This is a genomic window from Methylobacterium sp. WCS2018Hpa-22, from assembly GCF_031843785.1.
Lineage (GTDB): Bacteria > Pseudomonadota > Alphaproteobacteria > Rhizobiales > Beijerinckiaceae > Methylobacterium.
In genome coordinates this window covers 25,116-47,727 of record NZ_JAVTJA010000017.1, presented here as the reverse complement: position 1 = coordinate 47,727, position 22,612 = coordinate 25,116, and the positions used below count along the sequence as shown (strand labels likewise).

The following is a 22,612-nucleotide window of genomic DNA, read 5'->3' as shown; positions in this document are numbered from 1 at the left end:
GGAGGTCGTGCGAACGGGTTCGGCCGAGGGTCAGATCAGGTCGGAAAAGACGCGATGGGACCAGGCCGCGAATGAGGCGGGACGAGACGGGGCCTGCTGCATTTCGGCCCGTGCCGGTTTCGGGCGTCTCGGACCGGGCGTCGTTTTCCCCTGCCGCTGGGGCTTGGGAGGGCCGCCCACCGCGTCCCGTTCGAAGAGCAGGCAGGCTCCGTCCTCGTCCGAGATCCAGCCGCGATCCGCCCAGCCGATGAAGCGGCCGTCATAGGCGTAGACCTTGTCATCGTGGATGAAAGCCGCGGCCTTGCCGTTCCAGAGATAGAGCGAGTGCCCGTCGTGGCAGAAAACCGCCTCGCCGCCATCTCTGTCGAAGAACTCGATCATGGACGGCTCAAACCCCGATCTGGCTGTTGTGTAGCGTGCGGAGGTCGACGTAGCTCATGGTCTCGCTGCTCCAGGTCGGTCCGTCATCGTCGTGCAGCCTCTTGGCGAGCGGCTTGTGCTTGTCGCCCTGATAGACCCCCAAGATGACGGTCTGGCCATCGGTGTCGTCGCTCTCGATCCGGTAGTGCGGCTGGACTTTCGATCCGACCCGGCTGAGGCGAACACGCAGCGTCGGGTTGCGCGTCTGGTCGGGGACCATGTTGAGGTAGACGCCTTTCAGATATTCCAGACGCTCGGCTTTCCGGCCGGCGAGATCCGCGATGGAGACGTTCTCGGCGAGCAGGTCGGGTTGGTTCATGATGGATCTACTTTCCAATTGTTGTGATGGCACGTGGTCCACCCGCAGAGACTGAATGCATCGACGCGCGATGTTCCCTGCGGGGGCGTTCGTCCTTGGGTGTGACGTGGACTTTGTTCGGCCGGCACTCGAATGTCGGCATGAGGGGCAGGGCGGCGCTGCCATCCACGCCGCGAGATTTCGCGGTGCGGGGGCTACGATATTCAAACATCTCGCAGGTTGCGCAGCCCTCTTCCCCAGCGGATCTCGGGCCTGCCCGAGATCCGTCGAGCTTGTGGGGTGGAGGTGGGGCTGGTTGGGCGACCCTCAAGCTGCGGAGGCAAGCGGCGCCACCCCACTCCTGACCTCTCCCCACAAGGCGGAGAGGGAGGCGTTTTGCCTGCACAAGTAGATGGGTGAATACCGTCTCCTTGCAGCAGAGGGAACCCGTCGCCCCTATTGTCGAAGAGCTTGGATGAAGCGAACGGCGTTTGAGTCGCTGTGCGAAGCCGGTAGGCGCGTGCGGCGGCGGAAGGCCGATATCGATCTGCGTCAGTGCAAGGTCGGCGGCGGTTCGAGGAACGCGCGCATGCCGTCACCTTCCTCGGCGGCCTCGATGAATGCGTCGAGGGCATCTTCGTCGGAGGCGAAGGTGGTGGCCCAGACCGTCGACCAACCCGTCTGATCGATGACTTCGAGTGTCCACCGATCCTGCGTGCCGGCGAAGCGATAGACGTTCACCGTCACCGTGATGCCGTCCTGGGTCGCCCGTCCTGTGAGGTCCGAGAATTCCATGGCTGGCATCTCGTGGGTCATGGGGTGTTTCTCTCGAATGACGAGTTCACCGCAGGGACCCGAACGTGTCCCCATCTCATGAGCCGAAGTGACCATCCTAGCAGAGTTCTCGACGGAACGGTCTCGTAAAGTTCACCCTTGCGGCGAGACCAGTGACGTCGACATTCCGATGGGTGACATGACTGACGATCTCTGCACCGACCCGATCCCCTGTCCCGAGCGAACACGAAAAAGGCGGCATTCCCGATGGAATGCCGCCCCTTCAAACCGCTCCAGGGAGCGATCGACTTGGTCGCGATCGACTTAGTTGAAGGTGTCGATCTCAGCCGACTCGTAGCTGGTAACTTCCATGCCGACGCACACTTCCTGAACGATGGGGGCAGACCACGTCATGACGTTTCTCCTGGTTGGTAGTGATGAGGCTTGGTGACACGGGCCCGTGAGGGCGCCGATCCCTTAGTTGAAGGGATCGATTTCCGCCGACTCGTAGCTGGTGACTTCCATGCCGACGCAGATTTCCTGAACAACGGGGGTAGACCATGCCATGGCAGAACTCCTTCGTGTCCGACGCCCTCAACATAAGCAATGAGTTGGGCGCAATACAAGCGGGCACGAGACTTATATTTTTCATATGATGGATCGTAAGGGCCGAATTTTCCCCGATAAGAGGACGATTTTCCTTCTTTAGGGAACTATGATGCAGGATTGTGCTCCGTCGGTGCGCGATCCCGGCCCCGGCGCCGCCCGTTCCGAACGTCGAAACGGCGGCTCCCACGGCCGTCCCGGCCATCCCGCCGATAGGTCTGAAAGACAGGAGGAAATTCATCTTGACGCGCCCCGTGGCGGAGCGCATGGGGGCGCCGCCGACGGCTTCCCCTCGGCGATCCGCATGTGCGCATCGCAGGTGGAAGCTTTGGAGCCCGAATTCCCCATCCATGCCCAGCGACAGTCCCGTCGATCCAGCCCGCCCGGCCGATTTCGTTCTGACCGCCTGAGGCCCTGACGGGTTCACACGCGGCTCACCGCGATCCGGCCGAACACGGCCCGATCGCACTCCTCCCCCGAGGTGAGCCCATGAACCAGATCGCCCCCTTCCCGACCAAGATCGATCCCTCCGTGCTGGCCGCCCGGTTGTCGGACGAACGCGCGCCCGACATCGTCGAGGCGCTGAACGAGGAGGCGCCCGAGGTCGCCGCCGCGATCCTGCTCGGGCTGCCCCATGACCGGGCGGTGGAGGTGCTCGACCAGCCGGAACTCGACCTCGCCGCCGACATCATCGAGATGCTGCCGCGCGACCGGGTCGCGTCCTACCTGTCCGGCATGTCGGCGGACCGGGTGACGGACGTGTTCCGCGAGATCGAGGAGCCGGGCCGCTCCGATCTGAGGGCGCGCCTCGATGCGGAGACGCGCGGCACGATCGACCGGCTCAGCGCCTATGGCGAGGAGAGCGTGGGCTCGCTGATGACCACGGAATTCGTCAGCGTACCGGGCAACTGGACGGTGCAGCAGACCCTCGACCATGTCCGTACCGTGGAGAAGACCCGCGAGACGATCTACGCGATCTTCGTCCTCGACCCGCGCACCCAGGCGCTGACGAAGGCCGTGCCCCTGCGCCGGCTGATCTCCGGCAATCCCGACGACAACGTCCTCAGCGTCGCCGCTGGCCGGCGGCCGCTCGCCGTCTCGCCCACCGCCAGCCGCGAGGAGGCGGCGCGGCTGATCTCGAAATACGATCTGCTGGCCCTGCCGGTGGTGGATGCGGTGGGCCACCTCATCGGCATCGTCACGGTGGACGACATGATCGACGCCATGGTCGAGAAGCAGACCCAGGACGTGCAGCGCTTCGGCGGGATGGAGGCCCTGCCCGAGCCCTATATGGATATCGGCTTCGGCACGATGATCCGGAAGCGCGCCGGCTGGCTCTGCGCCCTGTTCCTCGGCGAGATGATGACCGCCACGGCGATGCAGGGGTTCGAGGGGCAGCTGGAGAAGGCCATCGTCCTCACCCTGTTCATCCCGCTCATCATGAGTTCGGGCGGCAATTCGGGCAGTCAGGCGACCTCGCTCCTCATCCGCGCTCTGGCGCTCCACGAGGTCCGCCTGCGCGACTGGTGGCGGGTGGCCCTGCGCGAAGTGCCCACCGGGTTGCTGCTGGGCGCCATCCTGGGGACGATCGGTGTCATTCGCATCGTCGTCTGGCAGAAGGCGGGGCTCTACGATTACGGCGAGCACTGGATGCTGGTGGCGGCGACGGTGGGGGCCGCCCTGGTGGGGATCGTCACCTTCGGTTCGCTGACGGGATCGATGCTGCCCTTCGTGCTCCAGCGCCTCGGCTTCGATCCGGCGACGGCCTCGGCGCCCTTCGTGGCGACGCTCGTCGATGTCACCGGCCTCGTCATCTACTTCTCGGTGGCGATGCTGATCCTGCGCGGCACGCTGCTCTGACCCTCATCGATCCTCCCGGGCGGAGCGCGCCCGGGAGGAGACGACGCCTCAGGCCGGAACGCGGCCGTCGGGGGTGTAGCGGTCGACGGCCTGCGGCAATTCCCGCGACAGGCGGGACAGCAATTCCTCGCGGGTCAGTCCCGTCTGCTGCGCGAGGGTCGCCAGGATGTCCGGGCCGATCGCCTTTTCGAGGTTCTGCGGCGCGATTTCCTGGTTCGGACCCTGGTTGACCCAGGACGACGCCGTCTCGCCGTGGCCGTTCTGGGTGAACCGCTCGACGAGTTCGTTCAAGCCACCGCCGAGGAGGCCGCCGGCTCCTGCACCGCCGAGGGCGCTTCCCAGCTGGCCGAGGATGCCGCCAAGCCCGCTTTGATTGAGGCCGCTCTGGCCATCGGTGACGGCCCCCGGCGTGCCCGGAGCCGTGCTCTTGTTCGAAGCACCGCCCAGGAACTCGGCGATCTTGTCCCTGTTCTGGTAGCCCGCCACGGCGAGCAGGCCCAGCAAGGCGGTCATGGACGGATATCCGCGGCTCATGCGCTGTCTCCCTTGAGGTTTGCCGCCAGCTGATCGGCGAGGCGACGCTCATCAACGTGCATGTGGCGCTTACCGATGCATCGCGCCGCCGGAACGGGCACAATCATGGATCAATGGCGCGCTGCACATAAAACTTCTCTGCCCGGCGGTTGTCCGCCGCGACCCGCGCATTACGTCGCAAGCGAAGCTGTTCGGTGAGGGAACCAGAGCACCGCGGACAGCCTTCTCACCGCAGGCGGGTGCGACTCCGCCGCGAGGTTTCCCAATGAGCGAGATGGCGGTCTGATGCGGCGCACACACGACATGAACTTCGGTGCCGCCATCGCGGCGGACGGCGTGCGCTTCGCCCTCTGGGCACCCACGGCCAAGGACGTCGCCCTCGTGGTCGACGGGGCCGAGCATCCCATCCCAGAGGCCGGCGAAGGCTGGCGCCGCACCACCGTGCCGGACGTCCGCCCGGGTGCCCGCTACGGGTTCCGCATCGACGGCGACCTCGTGGTGCCGGATCCCGCCTCGCGCTTCCAGCCCGACGACGTGTCGGGCCTCAGCGAGGTCATCGACCCGAAGGCGTTCGACTGGAGCGACGGCGAATGGACCGGCCGCCCCTGGGAAGAGGCCGTCCTCTACGAGCTGCATGTGGGCACCGCCACGCCGGAGGGCACCTACGCCGCCCTGGAGGCCAAGCTCGAGGACCTGACCCATCTCGGGGTCACCGCCATCGAGCTTCTGCCGCTCGCCGATTTCAAGGGTACCCGCAACTGGGGCTATGACGGCGTGCTGCCCTACGCGCCGGACGCCGTCTACGGACGCCCGGACGAGCTCAAGCACCTGATCGACAAGGCCCATTCGCTCGGGCTGATGGTGTTCCTCGACGCGGTCTACAACCATTTCGGCCCGGCCGGGAATTACCTCCACGCCTATGCCAAGACCTTCTTCACCGAGCGTCATCAGACGCCCTGGGGCGCCGGCATCAACTTCGACGGCGAGACCAGCGGCAAGGTCGTGCGCGACTACTTCATCGAGAACGCGCTCTACTGGCTGGAAGAATACCATTTCGACGGCATCCGCTTCGACGCGGTCCACGCCATTCTGGACGATTCGCCCAAGCACTTCATCGGTGAACTCGCCGAGACGATCCGCGCGCGCCTGCCTGGCCGGCACATACATCTCGTTCTCGAGAACGAGGCCAACCAGGCCCGCTGGCTCGAACGCGACGATCAGGCCCAGCCGCTCCAGCACACGGCGCAATGGGCCGACGACCTCCACCATTGCTGGCATGTGCTGCTGACCGGCGAGGATGCGGGCTATTATGTCAGCTTCGCCGGCAAGCCGGTGGAGCATCTCGCCCGCTGCCTCGCGGAAGGCTTCGCCTATCAGGGCGAGCCGTTCCCGAGCCTCGACAACCACCCGCGCGGCGAGCCCTCTTCCCATCTGCCGCCATCGGCCTTCGTCACCTTCCTCCAGAACCACGATCAGGTCGGCAACAGGGCGCTCGGCGAGCGCCTGAGCGCGCTCAGCGACCCCGACAAACTCAGCCTGGCCAGGGCCGGCTTCCTGCTCGCTCCGCAGATTCCGATGCTGTGGATGGGCGAGGAATGGTCGGCCACGACGCCGTTCCTGTTCTTCGTCGATTTCGCGCCGGACGAGGAGCTCAACAAGGCCGTGCGCGAGGGGCGCCGTCGCGAGTTCAAGAGCTTCGCCGCCTTCGCGGATGACACGTCGGTGATCCCCGATCCCACGGCGGAACAGACCTTCCTCGATTCGAAGCTCGACTGGTCCGAGCCGGAGCGGCAGCCCCATCGCGGTGTCTGGGCCGACACCCGCAACCTGCTGCAGATCAGGCACCAATCCGTCGTGCCCCTGACGAAGACGCAATATCTCGGGGCCGACGTGACCCGGCCGTCCCCGGATTCCCTCGACGTGACGTGGCGCTATGCGGGGGGCACCCTGCGCTTCGTCGCCAATTTCGGCGCGGATCCCCTCGCCGTCGATTCCCATGGAGGTCAGGTGATCTGGTCGAACGGTCATACGGGCAGCGAGATCGAGCTTCCCACCTGGACGGGTATCGTGCTGACGGGAGCCGCCCGATGAGCCGCGATCTCGAACGCCTGGCCGACCTCCTCGGCATCGCATCCGGCTATACCGACGCGTTCGGCCAGCCCGTGGCGACCGATATCGAAACTCGGCGCGGCATGGTCGCCGCCCTGGGCTTCCCGGCGAGCAACGACGACGTGATCGCGAGCAGCCTCGCCGAGGTCGAATCCGTCCGGCTCGGGCTCGTCCCGTCTCTGAACCCGGTCGAAGCGAGGCGTGCCTCCACGATCCCGCTTCAGGCCGCGGAGGCGCACGGCGCCGTGTCGTGGCGCCTCGTCGACGAGCGCGGCCTCGCGCGGGAGGGGAGGGCGTCGATCACCGGCGCTGGCGAACCCCGTATCGAGTTGCCGCCCCTGACGCCGGGCTACCACCGGCTCACCGTGGCGCTCGGCGAGCGGAAATCGGAAGCCTGGGTCATCTCCGCGCCGCAGCGCTGCTGGCGCCCCGCCGCCTATGCCGACGAGGGCGCGCGGGATTGGGGCCTCGCCGCGCAGCTCTACGGCCTGCGCTCGCCGCACAACCTCGGCATCGGCAGCTACGCCGATGCGGGCCGCGCCGCGCGCGATGCCGGCATTCGCGGTGCCTCGTTCCTGGGCCTGAGCCCGGTCCATGCGCTGTTCGAATCGGACCGCGGCAAGATCTCGCCCTATTCGCCGTCCTCGCGATTGTTCTTAGAGACCCTGTTCATCGAACCCGGCGCGTTGCCCGGTTTCACCAATTCGCGTGCCGCCGCGCTACTGGCGGACAAGGCGACCGACATCGCCGGTCTTCAGGCCGCGACCCTGGTGGACCATCCCGGCATCTGGGGCGTGCTGTCCCCCGTGCTGGAGGCGTTCTGGCAGGAATCCCCGGCTCGCGCGGGGCAGGACCCCGCCTTCTCGGCCTTCCGCGAGGAGGGCGGGGCGGATCTCGAAGCCCACGGGACGTTCGAGGCCCTGTCCGCCCATTACAAGGCGCTTGGCGCCTATTGGTCCGGCGACTGGCCGGAGGAGATGCGCCGCGCCGGGACACCGGCCGTGGAGGCGTTCGCGATGGCCCATGCCGAGGCCGTCACCTACCATATCTGGCTGCAATACCTCGCCGATCGCCAATTGGCCGATGCGTCGAAGGCCGCCCTCGAAAGCGGGATGCGGCTCGGCCTCTACCGCGACCTCGCCGTCGGCGCCGATCGCGGCGGGTCGGAAGTCTGGTCGCATCCTGAGCGCTTCGCCAATGGTGTCTCCATCGGTGCGCCGCCCGATCTACTGGCGCCCAAGGGCCAGGATTGGGGCCTGCCGGCCTTCCACCCCCTCGAAATGGAGCGCAACGGGCTCGCGGCGTTCCGCGCTCTGGTCCAGGCGAACATGCGCCATGCCGGTGCGATCCGCATCGACCACGCGTTCCAGCTCGCCCGGCTCTTCCTCATCCCGATCACCGGATCGGCGAAGGACGGGGCCTATGTCGCCATGCCGTTCGAGCCGATGCTCGCGGTCCTGCGGCTGGAGAGCCACCGGGCGAAATGCCTCGTCATCGCCGAGGACCTCGGCACCGCGCCGGAGGGCTTCTCCGACGCGCTGATGCAGGCCGGCATCCTGAGCTACCGCATCCTCGCCTTCGAGCGCGAGCATGGCGGCCGGTTCAAGGGACCCGGCGCCTATCCGCGCGATGCGCTGACCGCGATTACCACGCATGACCTGCCGACCTTCGTCGGCTGGTGGCGCGGCGTCGATACCGACACTCGCCAGGCGCTGGGCCTCTACGACGCCGAGCGGGCGGAAGCGGAGCGGCGCGAGCGCGTCACCGAGCGCGCCCGCCTCGCCGAGGCTCTGGCCTCCGAGCAATTGCTGCCGAGCTACGACGTGCCCGAGACGGCGCCGTTCGAAGCAGCGGCACGCTACCTCGCGCGGGCGCCCTCGATGCTGACGGCGGTGCAATACGAGGACGTCATCTCGGAACTGAGCCAGGCCAACGTGCCGGGCTCGACGGAGGGCTATCCGAACTGGCGGCGCAAGCTCGACCGGAGCCTGGAGGCCATCGCGGCGCAGGGCGGTCCGCTGGCAAAGCTCGCCGCCGCGCTGTCGGCCGAGGAACGCGGCCCCCGTTCGGGGGCGGCGCGTCTCGCCTCGCCGCCGCCGCGCGCCACCTACCGGCTGCAATTCCACAAGGACTTCACCTTCGCCGATGCCGAGCAGATCGTGCCGTATTTGGCGAAACTCGGCATCAGCCACGTCTATGCTTCGCCGATCCAGAAGGCGCGGCCCGGCTCGACCCATGGCTACGACATCGTCGACCATTCGACGATCAATCCGGAACTCGGCGGCGAGGAGGGCTTCGTCCACTTCTCCGACGTGATGCAGCGGCACGGCCTGAAGCTGCTCCTCGACATCGTGCCGAACCATATGGGCGTCGGCGGGGCCGACAATCCGTGGTGGCTCTCCGTTCTCGAATGGGGCGATCTCTCGCCGCTCTCGCATGCCTTCGACATCGACTGGCAGCGCCAGGGCGCGCGCAACAACCTCGTCATCCCGTTCCTGGGCGATCGCTATGGCGAGGCCCTCGAACACGGCACCCTCGACCTGAAATACGATGCCGCCGCCGGCGCCTTCAGCGTCTGGCATTACGAGCATCAATTCCCGATCTGCCCGCTGCAATATCCCTCGATCCTCAACCGCGCCCTGGCGGCGCATGGCGAGATCGGCGACGACGCGGCGGCAGAAGTTCTCGCCGTCTCCGAGCGGCTGCGTCTCATGAGCGAAGAGACGAATGCGGAGCGCCGCCGGGGCTTCCCGGAGGAGGCCGACGGCCTCAAGCGCCGGCTCGCCGACGCGGTGGAGGCCTCGCCGGCCATCGCCAAGGCCATCGACCGCACGCTGACCCTGCTCAACGGTTTCGAGGGAAGGCCCGACAGTTTCGGGCCGCTCCACCGGCTCCTCGAGCAGCAATCCTACCGTCTCGCCCATTGGCGCGTGGCGGCGAGCGACATCAACTACCGTCGCTTCTTCGACGTTAACGGCCTCGCGGGCCTGCGCGTGGAGAAATCCGACATCTTCCACCGCTCGCACGAGACGGTGTTCCGCCTCATCTCCGAGGGGCGGATCGACGGGCTGCGGATCGACCATATCGACGGTCTCGCCGACCCGCAGGGTTATGCGCGCGCCCTGCAGAGCGCTGTCGGCCCGGGCTTCTACGTCGTGGTCGAGAAGATCCTCGAACCCGGCGAGAAGCTGCGGCCCTGGCCCGTCGCCGGAACCACCGGCTACGACGTGCTGAACCAGCTCGACGGAATCCTGGTGGATCAGGAGAAGCACACCAGGATCACCCGGTTCTATCGCTGGGCCACCGGCATGGACGACCCCTACAAGGCGCAGCTCCGGGCGGCCAAGGCCGAGATCCTCGAGATCAGCTTCGCCAGCGAGCTCGAAGTGCTCACCGCCGACTTGAAGCGGATCGCCGATGCGGACCGGCGCACGCGCGACTTCTCGGTGAACGCCATCCGCCGCGCGCTGATCGAGATCATCGCGCGCTTTCCCACCTACCGCTCCTATCTGCCGGGCGATCTCGACGAGAGCGACGTCGAGGGTGAAGATATCCGCCTGATCGAGGGCGCGGTGGCCAAGGCCAAGCGCTGGAGCGCCCTGCCGGACAGGTCGGTCCACGATTTCGCCTCGCAGGCCCTGCTGGGGCGGGTCGATTCCGGCGGGCCGGGGCGGCCCGATCCCGCCGTCATCCTGCGGTTCCGCCGCCGGTTCCAGCAGCTGACCGGGCCGGTCATGGCGAAAAGCCTGGAAGACACGCTGTTCTACCGGTTCTCGGAACTCCTCGCCCTCAATGAGGTCGGCGGCGATCCGGGCGAATACGGGATCGATCTGGAGCATTTCCACGCGCTCCAGGCGGCGCGGGCCCGCGACTGGCCGAACGCCATGATCACCACGGCGACCCACGACACCAAGCGCGGCGAGGATGCCCGCTCGCGCCTCCTCGCCCTATCCGAGATCCCGGAGGTGTGGGCCGAGGCCTGGACCATCCTCGGCCAATCGGCCCGGACCCATCTCACCGCCATGGAGGAGGGCCCCGCGCCCGACGCCAACGATCAGTGGATGTTCCTGCAGGCCATCCTCGGCGCCTGGCCGCTCGAATTGCTGGAGCGGGACGACGAGGCCGCCATCGCGGAATTCCGCGAACGTCTCGACGCGTACTCTGAAAAGGCCCTTCGCGAGGGCAAGCGCCGGTCGAGCTGGGTCAATGTGGACGAGCAGTACGAGGCGGCGGTCAAGCGGTTCTTCGCCGGCTTGATCGCGCCGGGCGCGAAGTTCATGACGCTCATGCGTCCGATCGCGCTCCGGCTCGCCCATCTCGGCATGGTCGCAGGCCTCGGCCGGACGGTGCTGAAGGCCACGCTTCCGGGCTTGCCCGACGTGTACCAGGGGACGGAATTCTGGGACTTCTCCTTCGTGGACCCGGATAACCGTCGCCCCGTGGATTATACGGCCCGTGCCGAAGCCCTGAACGGGAGCGCCGACATCGCCGGCTTGATCGATCACTGGCCGGACGGGCGAGTCAAGCAGGCGACGTTGGCGCGCCTCCTTGCCGACCGTGCGGAGCGACCCAGCTTCTACGCGGATGCCGACCATCTTGCGGTGACCGCAGAAGGCCGGTTGAGCGCCCATGTCATCGCATTCACACGGTCCGATGCCACAAGCGGAGAGGGCGACCTTCTCGTCGCCGTGCCGCGACTCGTCTCCGGCCTCGTCGGCGATGCGGCATGGTCGGGCGAGGCCTTCTCCGGCACCACCTTGCCGGTGCCGGCGGAGAGCCGCTGGGTCGACCTGATGTCGGGGGCCGAGGTGCAGCCGGAGGGAACATCGGTCGATCTCGGCCGGTTGTTCGCGCGTTTGCCCTACGCAGTCCTGAAGCGGACCGCCTGAGCCCGAGTTCGGGACGGCAGCCGAACCCTGAAGGGCGGTCCTCGACGGGGACCGCCCATCCCCACCTCACCCGCCGCCGCGCGGGAGGCTCCTTCGGGAGACGGGGACACGCTATTCAAATGAACGGAGTACGCATGAACGCGCCGAGCCCAGCCAAGATCTCCGCCGCGCGGACCGAAGCCGGAACCGTGGCGCTGCCTGCGGGCCTCGCCCCCCGGGCCGAGGGGCCGCGCATCTACAACCTGTTCCCCCTCCTCGTGGGAAAGGTCTCGGCCTGGACGGCGGAGCTTCCCCGCATCGCCGGGATGGGTTTCGACTGGATCTACCTCAATCCGTTCCACCAGACCGGCGGCTCGCGCAGCCTCTACGCGGTCTCCGACCCGGAAAGGCTCGACGAGCGTTTCCGCGACGATGACGGCACCTCGGACGACGAGCAGATCCGCCGCTTCTGCGCCGCCGCCACCTCGCACGGCATCCGGGTGATGACCGACCTCGTCATCAACCACACCGCCAAGGACGGCCCCCTGGCGCGGGAGCGGCCGGATCTGTTCCTGCGCGACGAGGCCGGCAACATCGAGAGCCCGGCCGCCGTCGACCCGGACGATCCGTCGATCCGCACGGTCTGGGGCGACCTCGCCGAGCTGAACTATCATTCGGCCGGTGCGCGCGAGGAGCTGACCCGGCTCTGGGCCGGCTACATCAATCGGATGCAGGATCTCGGCGTCGGCGGGTTCCGCTGCGACGCCGCCTACAAGGTGCCGCCGGATGTCTGGCGCTCGCTCATCGGCGCCGCCAAGGCGCTGGAGCCCGATTGCCTGTTCGCCGCCGAGACCCTGGGCTGCACCTTCGAGGAGGCCCAGGCTACGGCGGGCGCCGGCTTCGACTACCTGTTCAATTCCTTCGCCTGGTGGGACCTGAAGGCGCCATGGGCGCTCGAACAATACGACCGCCTGCGCGTGATCGCCCCCTCCATCGCCTTCCCCGAGAACCACGACATGCCCCGCCTCGCGGGCGGGCTTTCCGGCGGGCCGGACGCCATCGCGCGACGGCTCAAGGCGCGCTACGCCCTGGCCGCGTTCTTCTCGGCCGGCGTACTCCTGCCCATCGGCTACGAATGGGGCTATCGCCGCGCCCTGCACGTGGTCGAGACCACGCCGGATTCCCGCGAAACCGATACCGGCATCGACATTTCCGGCTATGTCGCGGCCATCAACGCCCTGAAGGCCAGCCTCGCTTCCGCCAATGTGGAGGGCGCGCAGTCGCGGATCTCGGCGCCGGATGCGGCCTATGTGGCGCTGCTGAAATTCGACACCGGACACGGCGCCTCCGCGCGCCACGCCACCCTCGTCCTGTTCAACCCCGGCCCCGTGGCGGTGGCGGTGGATGCCGGGCCTCTGGTGGCTCGGACGGGCGGCATGCTCGGCCGCTTCAAGGACCTCACCCCCGAGGCGGAGCCCATCGAGTTCCTCCCCGGCACGAGCCTCGATCTCGCGCCCGGCGAAATCCGCATCCTCGCCGCCGAGCGGCGGGTGGTGGCAAAGCCCCCCGCTCCCTCCACGCCGTCGGGCGAAGGTCGCGTCGTCATCGAGGCGGTCTCGCCCGAGATCGACGGGGGCCGTTCCCCGGTCAAGCGCGTGGTCGGCGAGCAGGTGGCGGTCTCCGCCGACATCTTCAGCGACGGTCACGAGATCATCGACGCCGCGATCCTGTCGCGCGTCGTCGGCGAGGAGGAGTGGCGCCGAGACCGCATGGTGTTCGTGGACAACGACCGCTGGAGCGGCTCCTTCCCCCTCGAACACAATGCCCGCTACGAATTCACCATCGAGGCTTGGCGCGACGCCTTCTCGTCCTGGATCCGCGACACGCTGAAGAAGCGAGATGCGGGCGTGGACGTGCGCCTCGAGACCATCGAGGGCGCCAGCTTCGTACAGGGGGCGGCGGACCTCGCCACCGGGCCGGACCAGGCCCGGCTCCAGGCCATCGTCTCGGCCCTGGGAGCGGAGAAAACCGGATCGGCAGCGCAGCTCGATCTCATCCTCGCCCCCGAGACTGCGTCCCTGATCCGCAAGCATGCGGACCGGGTCAACCGTTCGCGCTACCCGGTGAACGTGCCGGTGATCGCCGACCGCCTCGCGGCCCGGTTCTCGGCCTGGTACGAGATCTTCCCGCGCTCGCAATCCATGGACGTCAACCGCCACGGCATGTTCGACGACGTGATCCGGCGTCTGCCCGAGATCCGGGAACTCGGCTTCGACGTGCTCTACTTCACGCCCATCCACCCGATCGGCAAGACCAACCGCAAGGGCAAGAACAACACCCTCACGGCGCTCGAAGGCGATGTCGGCTCGGTCTATGCGGTCGGTTCGGAGGCGGGCGGGCACGAGGCGGTGCATCCCGAACTCGGCACCCTCGACGATTTCCGCCGGCTGGTCGCCGCGAGCCACGCCTACGGCATGGAGATCGCGCTCGATTTCGCGATCCAGTGCTCGCCCGACCACCCGTGGATCAAGAACCACCCAGAATGGTTCGAGTGGCGCCCCGACGGCACTCTGAAATTCGCCGAGAACCCGCCGAAGAAGTACGAGGACATCTCCAACGTCCACTTCTACGGCGGCGCGCTGCCCTCGCTCTGGATCGAACTGCGCGACATCGTCATGGGCTGGGCCGAACTCGGCGCCCGCATCTTCCGCGTCGACAACCCCCACACCAAGCCGATCCCGTTCTGGGAATGGATGATCGCCGAGGTGAATGCCCGCTATCCCGACGTGATTTTCCTCGCCGAGGCCTTCACCCGGCCGAAGATGATGAAGAAGCTCGCCAAGGCCGGCTACCAGCAGAGCTACACCTACTTCACCTGGCGCAACACGAAGCAGGAGCTCATCGACTACTCGACCGAGCTCGCCGGCGAGATGGGCGAATATTACCGGCCGAACTTCTTCGCCAACACGCCGGACATCAATCCGGTCTACCTCCAGACCAGCGGCCGCGCCGGATTCATCGTGCGGGCGACCCTGGCGGCGACGCTGTCCTCGGTCTACGGCATCTATAACGGCTTCGAGATGTGCGAGGCAGCACCTTATCCTGGCAAGGAAGAATATCTCAATTCAGAGAAATATGAGCTGAAGGCCTGGGATTACCATGCGCCGGGCAACATCCGCGCGCACATCATCAAGCTCAACCGCATCCGGCAGGAGAACCCGGCACTCTGGGACTTCCGCAACATCACCTTCACGGCGGCCTATAACGACCAGATCGTCGCCTACGCCAAGGCGACGCCCGAGGGCGACAATTGCATCTTCGTGATGGTCAACCTCGATCCGAAGAACCGCCAGGAATGCACCTACGAGGTACCGCTCTGGCTCCTTGGGGAGCCCGATCACGGCGCCGTCGAGGTGGAGGACCTGCTGCTCGGCTACAAGTTCGAGCTGCGCGGCAAGTCCCACCGCATCGCCCTCGATCCGGCGGAGCGGTCCGTCATCGTATGGCGGCTGCGCGCACCCCAGCGGGTTGCGGAGTAGCCGCCCGCGTGTCAGCACAAAACTTCGAGTTTTCAGCCGTCCGTCGCGTTGTCGCCCAGAAGCTGGTGCCAAAGCTGCGGCCGACGCGGCCAAGCCCTTCGTTTCGGCGAAGGGCGCGCGCCGCGAAGCCGAACACGCCCTTGAACCCGACGCATGAGGCAACGACGCGATGATCGATCGTAGCGATCCGCAATGGTACCGTGACGCCATCATCTACCAGATCCACGTCAAGTCGTTCTTCGACTCGAACAACGATGGGATCGGCGATTTCGAGGGCCTGACGCAGAAACTGGATTATGTGCGGGACCTCGGCGTCACCGCCATCTGGCTGATGCCGTTCTATCCGTCGCCCCTGCGCGACGACGGCTACGATATCGGCGATTACCGCGACGTGAATCCGTCCTACGGGACGATGGAGGAGTTCCGGAAGTTCGTGGAGGCCGCGCATGACCGTGGCCTGCGCGTCATCACCGAGCTCGTCATCAACCACACCTCGGACCAGCATCCGTGGTTCCAGCGCGCCCGCGAGGCGCCGGCCGGCAGCCCTGAGCGCGATTTCTACGTCTGGTCGGACACCGACACGCCGTATTCCGACACGCGCATCATCTTCCTCGACACCGAGACCTCGAACTGGACCTGGGACCCGGTCGCCAAGCAGTATTTCTGGCACCGGTTCTACAGCCACCAGCCGGATCTCAACTTCGACAACCCCGCTGTGTTGGAGGGCGTGATCGAGGTCATGCGCTACTGGCTCGACATGGGCGTCGACGGCCTGCGGCTCGACGCGATCCCCTACCTGATCGAGCGCGACGGCACGAATTGCGAGAACCTGCCGGAGACCCACACGGTCATCAAGGCGATTCGCGCCGCGCTCGACGCGAGCTATCCCGACCGCATGCTGCTGGCGGAAGCCAACCAGTGGCCGGAGGAGACCGCGCAGTATTTCGGCGACGGCGACGAATGCCACATGGCGTTCCACTTCCCGCTGATGCCGCGCATGTACATGGCGATCGCCCGCGAGGACCGGCATCCGATCACCGACATCATGCGCCAGACCCCGGAAATCCCCGAGGGATGTCAGTGGGCCATCTTCCTGCGCAACCATGACGAGCTCACCCTCGAAATGGTCACGGCGGAGGAGCGCGATTACCTCTGGTCGTTCTATGCCGCCGAGCGCCGCGCCCGCATCAATCTCGGCATCCGCCGCCGTCTGGCTCCGCTACTGGAGAACGACCGCCGCAAGATCGAGCTGATGAAGTCCCTCGTCCTGTCGATGCCCGGCACGCCGGTGCTCTACTACGGCGACGAAATCGGCATGGGAGACAACATCTATCTCGGTGACCGCGACGGCGTGCGCACCCCGATGCAATGGTCTCCGGACCGTAACGGCGGCTTCTCCCGCGCCAACCCGGCCAAGCTCTTCCTGCCTTCGGTGCAGGACCCGATCTACGGTTTCGACGCGATCAACGTCGAGGCGCAGACCCAGTCGCAGACGAGCCTGCTGAACTGGACGCGCCGCATGATCGCGATCCGCAACAATTCGGTCGCCCTCGGGCGCGGCGGCATGCAGTTCCTGTATCCGACGAACCGCAAGGTGCTGGCCTGGATCCGCGAGTTCGAGGGGGAGCGCGTCCTCTGCGTCGCCAACCTGTCCCGCGCGCCGCAGGCCGTGCAGCTGGACCTGTCCGAGTTCCGTAGCGCCGTGCCGATCGAGCTGACCGGCGGTTCGGAATTCCCGGCCATCGGCGAGTTGCCCTACCTGCTGACCCTGCCGTCCTACGGGTTCTACTGGTTCTCGCTGAACGCGGCGAATGCCGGGGAAATCGGCCCGCAGCCGGAGACGCCGGAGCTCTTCACCCTGGTCCTCACCGGCGGTGTCGAGACCCTCATGGCCGGCCGCGAGCGGACCGCCTTCGAACGCACCGTGGCGCCGCGCTTTATCGGCACCCGCCGCTGGTTCGGCGCCAAGGGAACCCGCATCAAGTCGGTCTCGGTGATCGACAGCGCCACCCTCAAGGATGCCGGCGGCTTCACCCGCTTCCTGCTGCCGCGCGTGGCGGTGCATCTCGCCAATGGCGAGCGCCAGGATTACTTCGTGCCCCTCGGGGTCGATGAGGGCCGCGAGGACGAGACGCTGCTGTCGCATGCGGTCGCCCGCGTCCGTCGCGGACCGCGCACGGGCCTGCTGTTCGGAGCGTCCGCTTCGCCGGCCTTCTCGGTCGCCCTGATCGACGGCATGCGCAACGGCGTCGAGTTGCCGACAGAGACCGGCAAGCTCGTCTTCTCCCATACCTCGGCCTTCGATCGCGATGTCGCCGTGGATCTGGCGGAAGTCCGCAGCCTGAACGCGGAGCAGAGCAACACCTCGATCGCCATCGGCTCGAAGATGATGCTCAAGCTCCTCCGCCGCATGCAGACGGGGGTGCATCCCGAGATCGAGGTCGGCCGGTTCCTCACCGAGCAGGCGGGCTTCGCCAACACTCCGGCCCTGCTCGGCGTCGTCGAGCACGTGGACGGGGACGGGACACGGACGGCGCTCGCCGTGCTCCAGGCCTTCGTGCCGAACCAGGGCGATGCCTGGACCCTCATGCTGGAGGGCTTACGCCGCGACTTCGATACCGTCGTGCTCGCTCCCGAGAGCGAGGCGCCGGAGCCCACCGAAGCCTTCGCCCCGCATCTGCGTTGGGCCGAACTCCTCGGCCGCCGCACCGCCGAGCTCCACAACGCCTTCGCCATCGAGACCGACGACCCGGCTTTTGCGCCCGAACCGTTCACGCATGACGACCTGCGCGACCTCGGTGAGGATGCACGCCGGATGGGCGAGAGGGCCTTCCGTGCCCTCGACGCCCTGGCGGGCCGCACCTCCAGCACGGCGATCACCGAGCTGGCCGGTCGCCGCCGCGAAGTCGAGTTGTTGATCGAGGACATGACGTCGCGTCCGCCGGTTGGGGCAACGAAGACCCGGATCCACGGGGACTTCCACCTCGGCCAGGTTCTCGCGTCCGAGAGCGACCTCATCATCATCGACTTCGAGGGTGAGCCCGCTCGCCCGGCCGATGAGCGCCGCGCCAAGTCGACGCCGCTGCGCGACGTCGCCGGGATGCTGCGCTCCTTCGCCTATGGGGCCGAGACCGTCACCCGCGAGATCGCGGCGAGGTTCGCGGATTCGGAGGGCCGGGCTCGCAACGCGTCCATCGCCTGGCGTGGCATGATCGATGCCGCGTTCCTCGATGCCTACCGCGGCGTGGCCTCGACCAGCCGTGCGGCAGTGACCGACCCGGAGACCGAGACGCGGCTGCTCGCGCTCTCGCTCCTGGCGAAGGCGCTCTACGAGGTCGATTACGAGGCCAATAACCGGCCGGATTGGATCGAAATCCCAGCCCGTGGGGTTCTCACAATTCTGGACGACACCAAGAGAGGCGTTTGAATGACGGATATCGACGAGAGCCTGGCGAAGACGTCCGAGCAGGAGCGGAAGCGGTCCGAACGGATCGCGGCCCGCTCGGCCGCGTCGGGGAGTTCCCGCCAGGCCGATGCCGATACGTCGACCGTTCAGGGCGTCCATCCGGACGCGGTCGCCGCTGTGATGAGGGCGGATCACGGCGATCCGTTCTCGGTGCTCGGCCCTCACCAGATCGGCCCCGGCCTCTGGGAGGTGCGCGTCATCCTACCGGAGGCGAAGTCGGCCTCCCTTCTCACCGCGGGCAAGCGCATCCCGTTCGAGCGGCGTCATCAGGACGGGTTCTACGTCGCCCGGGTCGAGAGCCAGGGACGGCCGCTCTATGAGCTGGCCGTGGAAGGCTGGGACGGTACCGAGCGTCCGCGCCACGACCCCTACAGCTTCGGCTCATCGCTGCATCAGCAAGATATCGACAACCTGCGCGAGATCGGCAGCGACGTGACCTATCGGGTGCTCGGCGCCCAATCCATGGAGCTCGATGGCATCGCCGGGTTCCGCTTCGCGGTCTGGGCCCCCAATGCCCGCCGGGTGAGCATCGTCGGCGATTTCAACGAGTGGGATGGCCGACGCCACCCGATGCGGCTCTGGCAGAATGGCGGCATCTGGGAATTGTTCGTTCCAGGCCTCGCCGCAGGAGCCCATTACAAGTTCGAGATCCGCGGACCCGACGGTTCGCTCCTGCCGCTGAAGGCCGATCCCGTCGCCTTCGCGGCGCAGAAGCCGCCGGAGACGGCCTCCGTACTCCAGGGCACGAACGCGCCCGTCTGGAGAGACGACAAGTGGATGGCGACGCGCGGCGAGAAGGATCCACGCCACACCGCCATCTCGATCTACGAAGTCCATCTCGGCTCCTGGGCACGCGTCGCCGAGGAGGGCAACCGCTACCTGACCTACAAGGAGTTGGGCGAGCGCCTGATCCCCTACGTCAAGGAAATGGGCTTCACCCATATCGAGATGCTGCCGATCACGGAATATCCGTTCGACGGCTCATGGGGCTACCAGCCGGTCTCGCTCTTCGCGCCGACGAGCCGCTTCGGCACGCCGGACGATTTCGCGGCCTTCGTCGATGTGGCCCACGAGGCCGGCATCGGCGTGATGCTGGACTGGGTGCCGGGGCACTTCCCCCTCGACGCGCATGGTCTCGGCCAGTTCGACGGGACGCATCTCTACGAACATGCCGACCCGCGCCAGGGCTTCCACCAGGATTGGGGCACCTACATCTACAATTTCGGCCGCACGGAAGTGTCGAGCTTCCTGGCCGCCAATGCCCGGTTCTGGCTCGAACACTACCATCTCGACGGCCTGCGCGTGGATGCCGTCGCCTCCATGCTCTACCTCGACTATTCGCGCCGACAGGGCGAGTGGATTCCCAACCAATACGGCGGCAACGAGAATCTCGACGCCATCAACTTCCTGCGCAAGACCAACGAGGCGACCTATAGCCACGCGCCGGGCACGATGACGATCGCCGAGGAATCCACCTCCTGGCCGGGTGTGTCACACCCGACCTATACGGGCGGTCTCGGCTTCGGCTTCAAGTGGAACATGGGGTGGATGCACGACACCCTGGAATTCATGTCGAAGCAGACCATCCATCGCCGCTATCACCACCATGACCTGACCTTCGGCCTGCTCTACGCCTTCTCCGAGAACTTCATCCTGCCGCTCTCGCACGATGAGGTTGTTCACGGGAAAGGCTCGCTGCTGGACAAGATGCCGGGCGACCGCTGGCAGAAATTCGCGAATCTGCGCGCCTATTTCGGCTACATGTGGGGCCATCCGGGCAAGAAGCTGCTCTTCATGGGCGGCGAGTTCGGCCAGCAGAAAGAGTGGAACCACAACCAGAGCCTCGACTGGCACCTGCTCGACGATCCTCTGCATCGCGGCGTGAAGGATCTCGTCCGCGACCTGAACCACCTCTACACCTCCACCCCCGCCCTGCATGTGAGGGATTGCGAGGCCGCCGGCTTCCAGTGGCTGGTCTCCGACGACCAGGACAACAGCGTCATTGCCTGGGCCCGCAAGGGCAAGCCACCGGGGGAGGTCGCGGTGGTGGTCTCCAACTTCACGCCGATTCCGCGTGAGGGATACCGGATCGGCGTACCGGAGGCGGGGTTCTATCGCGAGGCGATCAACTCGGATTCCGAGCGCTACGGCGGTTCGAATGTCGGCAACATGGGCGGTATCCAGGCGGAAGCCGTGGAGAGCCACGGCCAGCCCTATTCGCTGGTGCTCTCGGCGCCGCCGCTCGGGACGATCATCTTCGTGCTCGAGGGCTGAGATCGCCTCGTGTTTTAAAGATACCATGAGTAAGGGCGCCGGTTCGATGAACCGGCGCCCTTTTGTGTTGGAGGCTGTTTGATCGGATTGCTCAGCGGATGCTGACGGGAAAGTCGATCATCCAAACCGACCACCTCATCTTGAGGCGCCGGAGCGTAGCGGAGGCCTCGAAGGAGCCCTCCAGAGACCGAAGCGATCCCTGGAGGGCTCCTTCGAGGCCGCTGCGCGGCACCTCAGGATGAGGTAAAGCTTTGGAAGACAATGCAAATCGGCTGTTCGGACGCTAAGATCGGTCGGAGACCGACTCTCAGACAGTCTGGGCGCGGAGACCGCCGCCATTCCCCAAAGCCCGGGCGTAGAGCGCCGAGTAATCCATGGCGGCGCCGTCCCAGGTGAAGGAGCGGGACATGGCGCGGCGGCGCATGGCGTTGAGGCGCTTCTTCTCGCCGAACGTGTCGAGGGCGCGGCGGACCGCGCCGAGGAACCCTGTCTGTGACGCTTCGCCGAAGGTGAAGCCGGTCACGCCGTCCTCCACCGTGTCGGCGAGGCCGCCGGTGCGGCGCACGATCGGCAGCGAGCCGAAGCGCTGGGCGTACATCTGCGCGAGGCCGCAGGGCTCGAAACGCGAGGGCATCAGCAGGAAGTCGCTTCCGGCGAACATCCGCCGCGCTTCCTTCTCCTCGAACCCCACATGGACCCCGACGGCATCCGGATGGCGGCGGGCGAGATCGCTGAGCGCGGTTTCGAAGCGGCGCTCACCCTCGCCGATGACGACGATCTGACCGCCCTCGGCCACGATGGTCTCGGCCGCGCTGAGGCTGAGGTCGATGCCCTTCTGATGGACGAGGCGCGAGACGATGGCGAAGAGCGGGCCGCGCGATACGGCGAGGCCGAACTTCCGGCGCACCGTCTCGGCATTGGCGCGCTTGCCCTTCCAATCGTCCGCCTCGAACCGCGTGGCGAGGTGGGGATCGGTGCGCGGGTCCCAGCTCTCGTCGATCCCGTTGAGGATGCCGGCCAGCCGCCCCTGGGCGGCGCGCGTGCGCAGCAGGCCGTCGAGGCCGCAGCCGGATTCCGGCATCATGATCTCGCGGGCATAGGTCTCACTCACCGTGGTGACGTGCGAGGCGTAGTAGATGCCGGCCTTGAGGAAGGAGAGATGCCCGTAGAACTCGCAGCCATCCATCTGGAAGGCCCCGTCCGGGATGCCGAGGCGACCGAGGGAATCACTCGGGAACAGACCCTGATAGGCGAGATTGTGGATCGTCAGCACGCTGGGGACGCGCTGCCCGGTCCATTCGAGATAGGCGGGGGCGAGCGCCGTCTGCCAGTCGTTGAGGTGAAGCAGGTCGGCCGACCAGGACGGGTCGACCCCGCCGGTGAGTTCCGCCGCCGCGAGGCTGAGGCGCGCGAAGCGAAGGTCGTTGTCGCGGAAATCCCCCTGCGCGTCGCCATAGGGCGTTCCGTCGCGCTGGTAGAGGTCGGCACTCAGGATGATGTAGACCTTGAGGCCGTCCCCGGTTTCGATGAGGCCGAGATCGCAGGGCGGGATGCCGGCATGGCCGCGCAGATGGGCGACGACGGGGATGTGGTCGAACCGGTCCACCACCTGGCGATAGCCGGGGATGAGCACGCGGACGTCGTAATGGCGGCGGAGCGACCGGGGCAGGGCGCCGGCGACTTCGCCCAGACCGCCGGTCTTCACGAAATCCGACATTTCCGGGGTGGCGTAGAGGATGCGCGGCTGGAGCGAGAGGCTCCGGATCACCTCGGCATCGGCCGCGCCGGAGGCGAAAATCGGCGAGGCGAGGTCGGCACTGGAGGTGGTCGTCGCCGGCATATGATGGAGACCTCTAGGGCAGAT

Annotated in this window: 13 protein-coding genes; 6 read left to right on the top strand and 7 right to left on the bottom strand. The window is 66.8% G+C overall.

Annotation, left to right across the window (positions count from 1 at the left end; genetic code table 11):
* Positions 1-30: 30 nt before the first annotated feature.
* The 5 genes from RQI43_RS20270 to pqqA (RQI43_RS20250) form a co-directional block, all read right to left on the bottom strand.
* The gene (locus tag RQI43_RS20270) at positions 31-381 is read right to left on the bottom strand and encodes a 4-fold beta flower protein (protein WP_207411641.1); all 351 of its coding nucleotides are present in this window, start codon (positions 379-381) and stop codon (positions 31-33) included.
* A 7-nt stretch (positions 382-388) separates the two neighbouring features.
* Complete coding sequence (locus RQI43_RS20265; RefSeq protein ID WP_056429271.1) at positions 389-739, bottom strand: hypothetical protein; 351 nt, start codon at positions 737-739, stop codon at positions 389-391.
* Positions 740-1,270: 531 nt separating this feature from the next.
* Positions 1,271-1,534 carry a hypothetical protein gene (locus RQI43_RS20260; RefSeq protein WP_056429269.1) on the bottom strand — a complete coding sequence of 88 codons (264 nt, stop codon included), beginning with the start codon at positions 1,532-1,534 and terminating at the stop codon, positions 1,271-1,273.
* 282 nt (positions 1,535-1,816) lie between these two features.
* Positions 1,817-1,906 carry a pyrroloquinoline quinone precursor peptide PqqA gene (gene pqqA / locus RQI43_RS20255; RefSeq protein ID WP_018042171.1) on the bottom strand — a complete coding sequence of 30 codons (90 nt, stop codon included), beginning with the start codon at positions 1,904-1,906 and terminating at the stop codon, positions 1,817-1,819.
* A 63-nt stretch (positions 1,907-1,969) separates the two neighbouring features.
* On the bottom strand, positions 1,970-2,059 hold the full coding sequence (gene pqqA / locus RQI43_RS20250) for a pyrroloquinoline quinone precursor peptide PqqA (protein WP_056429267.1): 90 nt from the start codon (positions 2,057-2,059) through the stop codon (positions 1,970-1,972).
* A gap of 528 nt (positions 2,060-2,587) precedes the next feature.
* On the opposite strand from pqqA (RQI43_RS20250), the gene mgtE reads away from it, so the two are divergent.
* Positions 2,588-3,958, top strand: coding sequence for a magnesium transporter (gene mgtE / locus RQI43_RS20245; protein ID WP_056429265.1), 1,371 nt, complete (start codon positions 2,588-2,590; stop codon positions 3,956-3,958).
* Between the two features lie 48 nt (positions 3,959-4,006).
* On the opposite strand, the gene RQI43_RS20240 is transcribed toward mgtE, so the two are convergent.
* Positions 4,007-4,492 carry a YidB family protein gene (locus tag RQI43_RS20240; RefSeq protein WP_311276386.1) on the bottom strand — a complete coding sequence of 162 codons (486 nt, stop codon included), beginning with the start codon at positions 4,490-4,492 and terminating at the stop codon, positions 4,007-4,009.
* A 285-nt stretch (positions 4,493-4,777) separates the two neighbouring features.
* On the opposite strand from RQI43_RS20240, the gene treZ reads away from it, so the two are divergent.
* From treZ to glgB, 5 genes are all read left to right on the top strand, one after another.
* A complete protein-coding gene (gene treZ, locus RQI43_RS20235) occupies positions 4,778-6,583 on the top strand; it encodes a malto-oligosyltrehalose trehalohydrolase (RefSeq protein WP_311276385.1) in 1,806 nt (601 codons plus the stop codon).
* Positions 6,580-11,490 carry a malto-oligosyltrehalose synthase gene (locus RQI43_RS20230; protein WP_311276384.1) on the top strand — a complete coding sequence of 1,637 codons (4,911 nt, stop codon included), beginning with the start codon at positions 6,580-6,582 and terminating at the stop codon, positions 11,488-11,490. The genes treZ and RQI43_RS20230 overlap by 4 nt, the downstream gene beginning before the upstream one ends.
* Positions 11,491-11,624: 134 nt before the next feature.
* Positions 11,625-15,008: a maltotransferase domain-containing protein gene (locus RQI43_RS20225; protein ID WP_311276383.1), complete on the top strand. Its 3,384-nt coding sequence runs from the start codon at positions 11,625-11,627 to the stop codon at positions 15,006-15,008.
* Between the two features lie 169 nt (positions 15,009-15,177).
* Positions 15,178-18,435, top strand: coding sequence for a maltose alpha-D-glucosyltransferase (gene treS, locus RQI43_RS20220; RefSeq protein WP_311276382.1), 3,258 nt, complete (start codon positions 15,178-15,180; stop codon positions 18,433-18,435).
* Positions 18,436-20,748: a 1,4-alpha-glucan branching protein GlgB gene (gene glgB / locus RQI43_RS20215; RefSeq protein WP_405030671.1), complete on the top strand. Its 2,313-nt coding sequence runs from the start codon at positions 18,436-18,438 to the stop codon at positions 20,746-20,748. It begins immediately after the preceding gene.
* Between the two features lie 307 nt (positions 20,749-21,055).
* On the opposite strand, the gene glgA is transcribed toward glgB, so the two are convergent.
* Positions 21,056-22,588 carry a glycogen synthase GlgA gene (gene glgA / locus RQI43_RS20210; RefSeq protein ID WP_056429248.1) on the bottom strand — a complete coding sequence of 511 codons (1,533 nt, stop codon included), beginning with the start codon at positions 22,586-22,588 and terminating at the stop codon, positions 21,056-21,058.
* Positions 22,589-22,612: the final 24 nt, after the last annotated feature.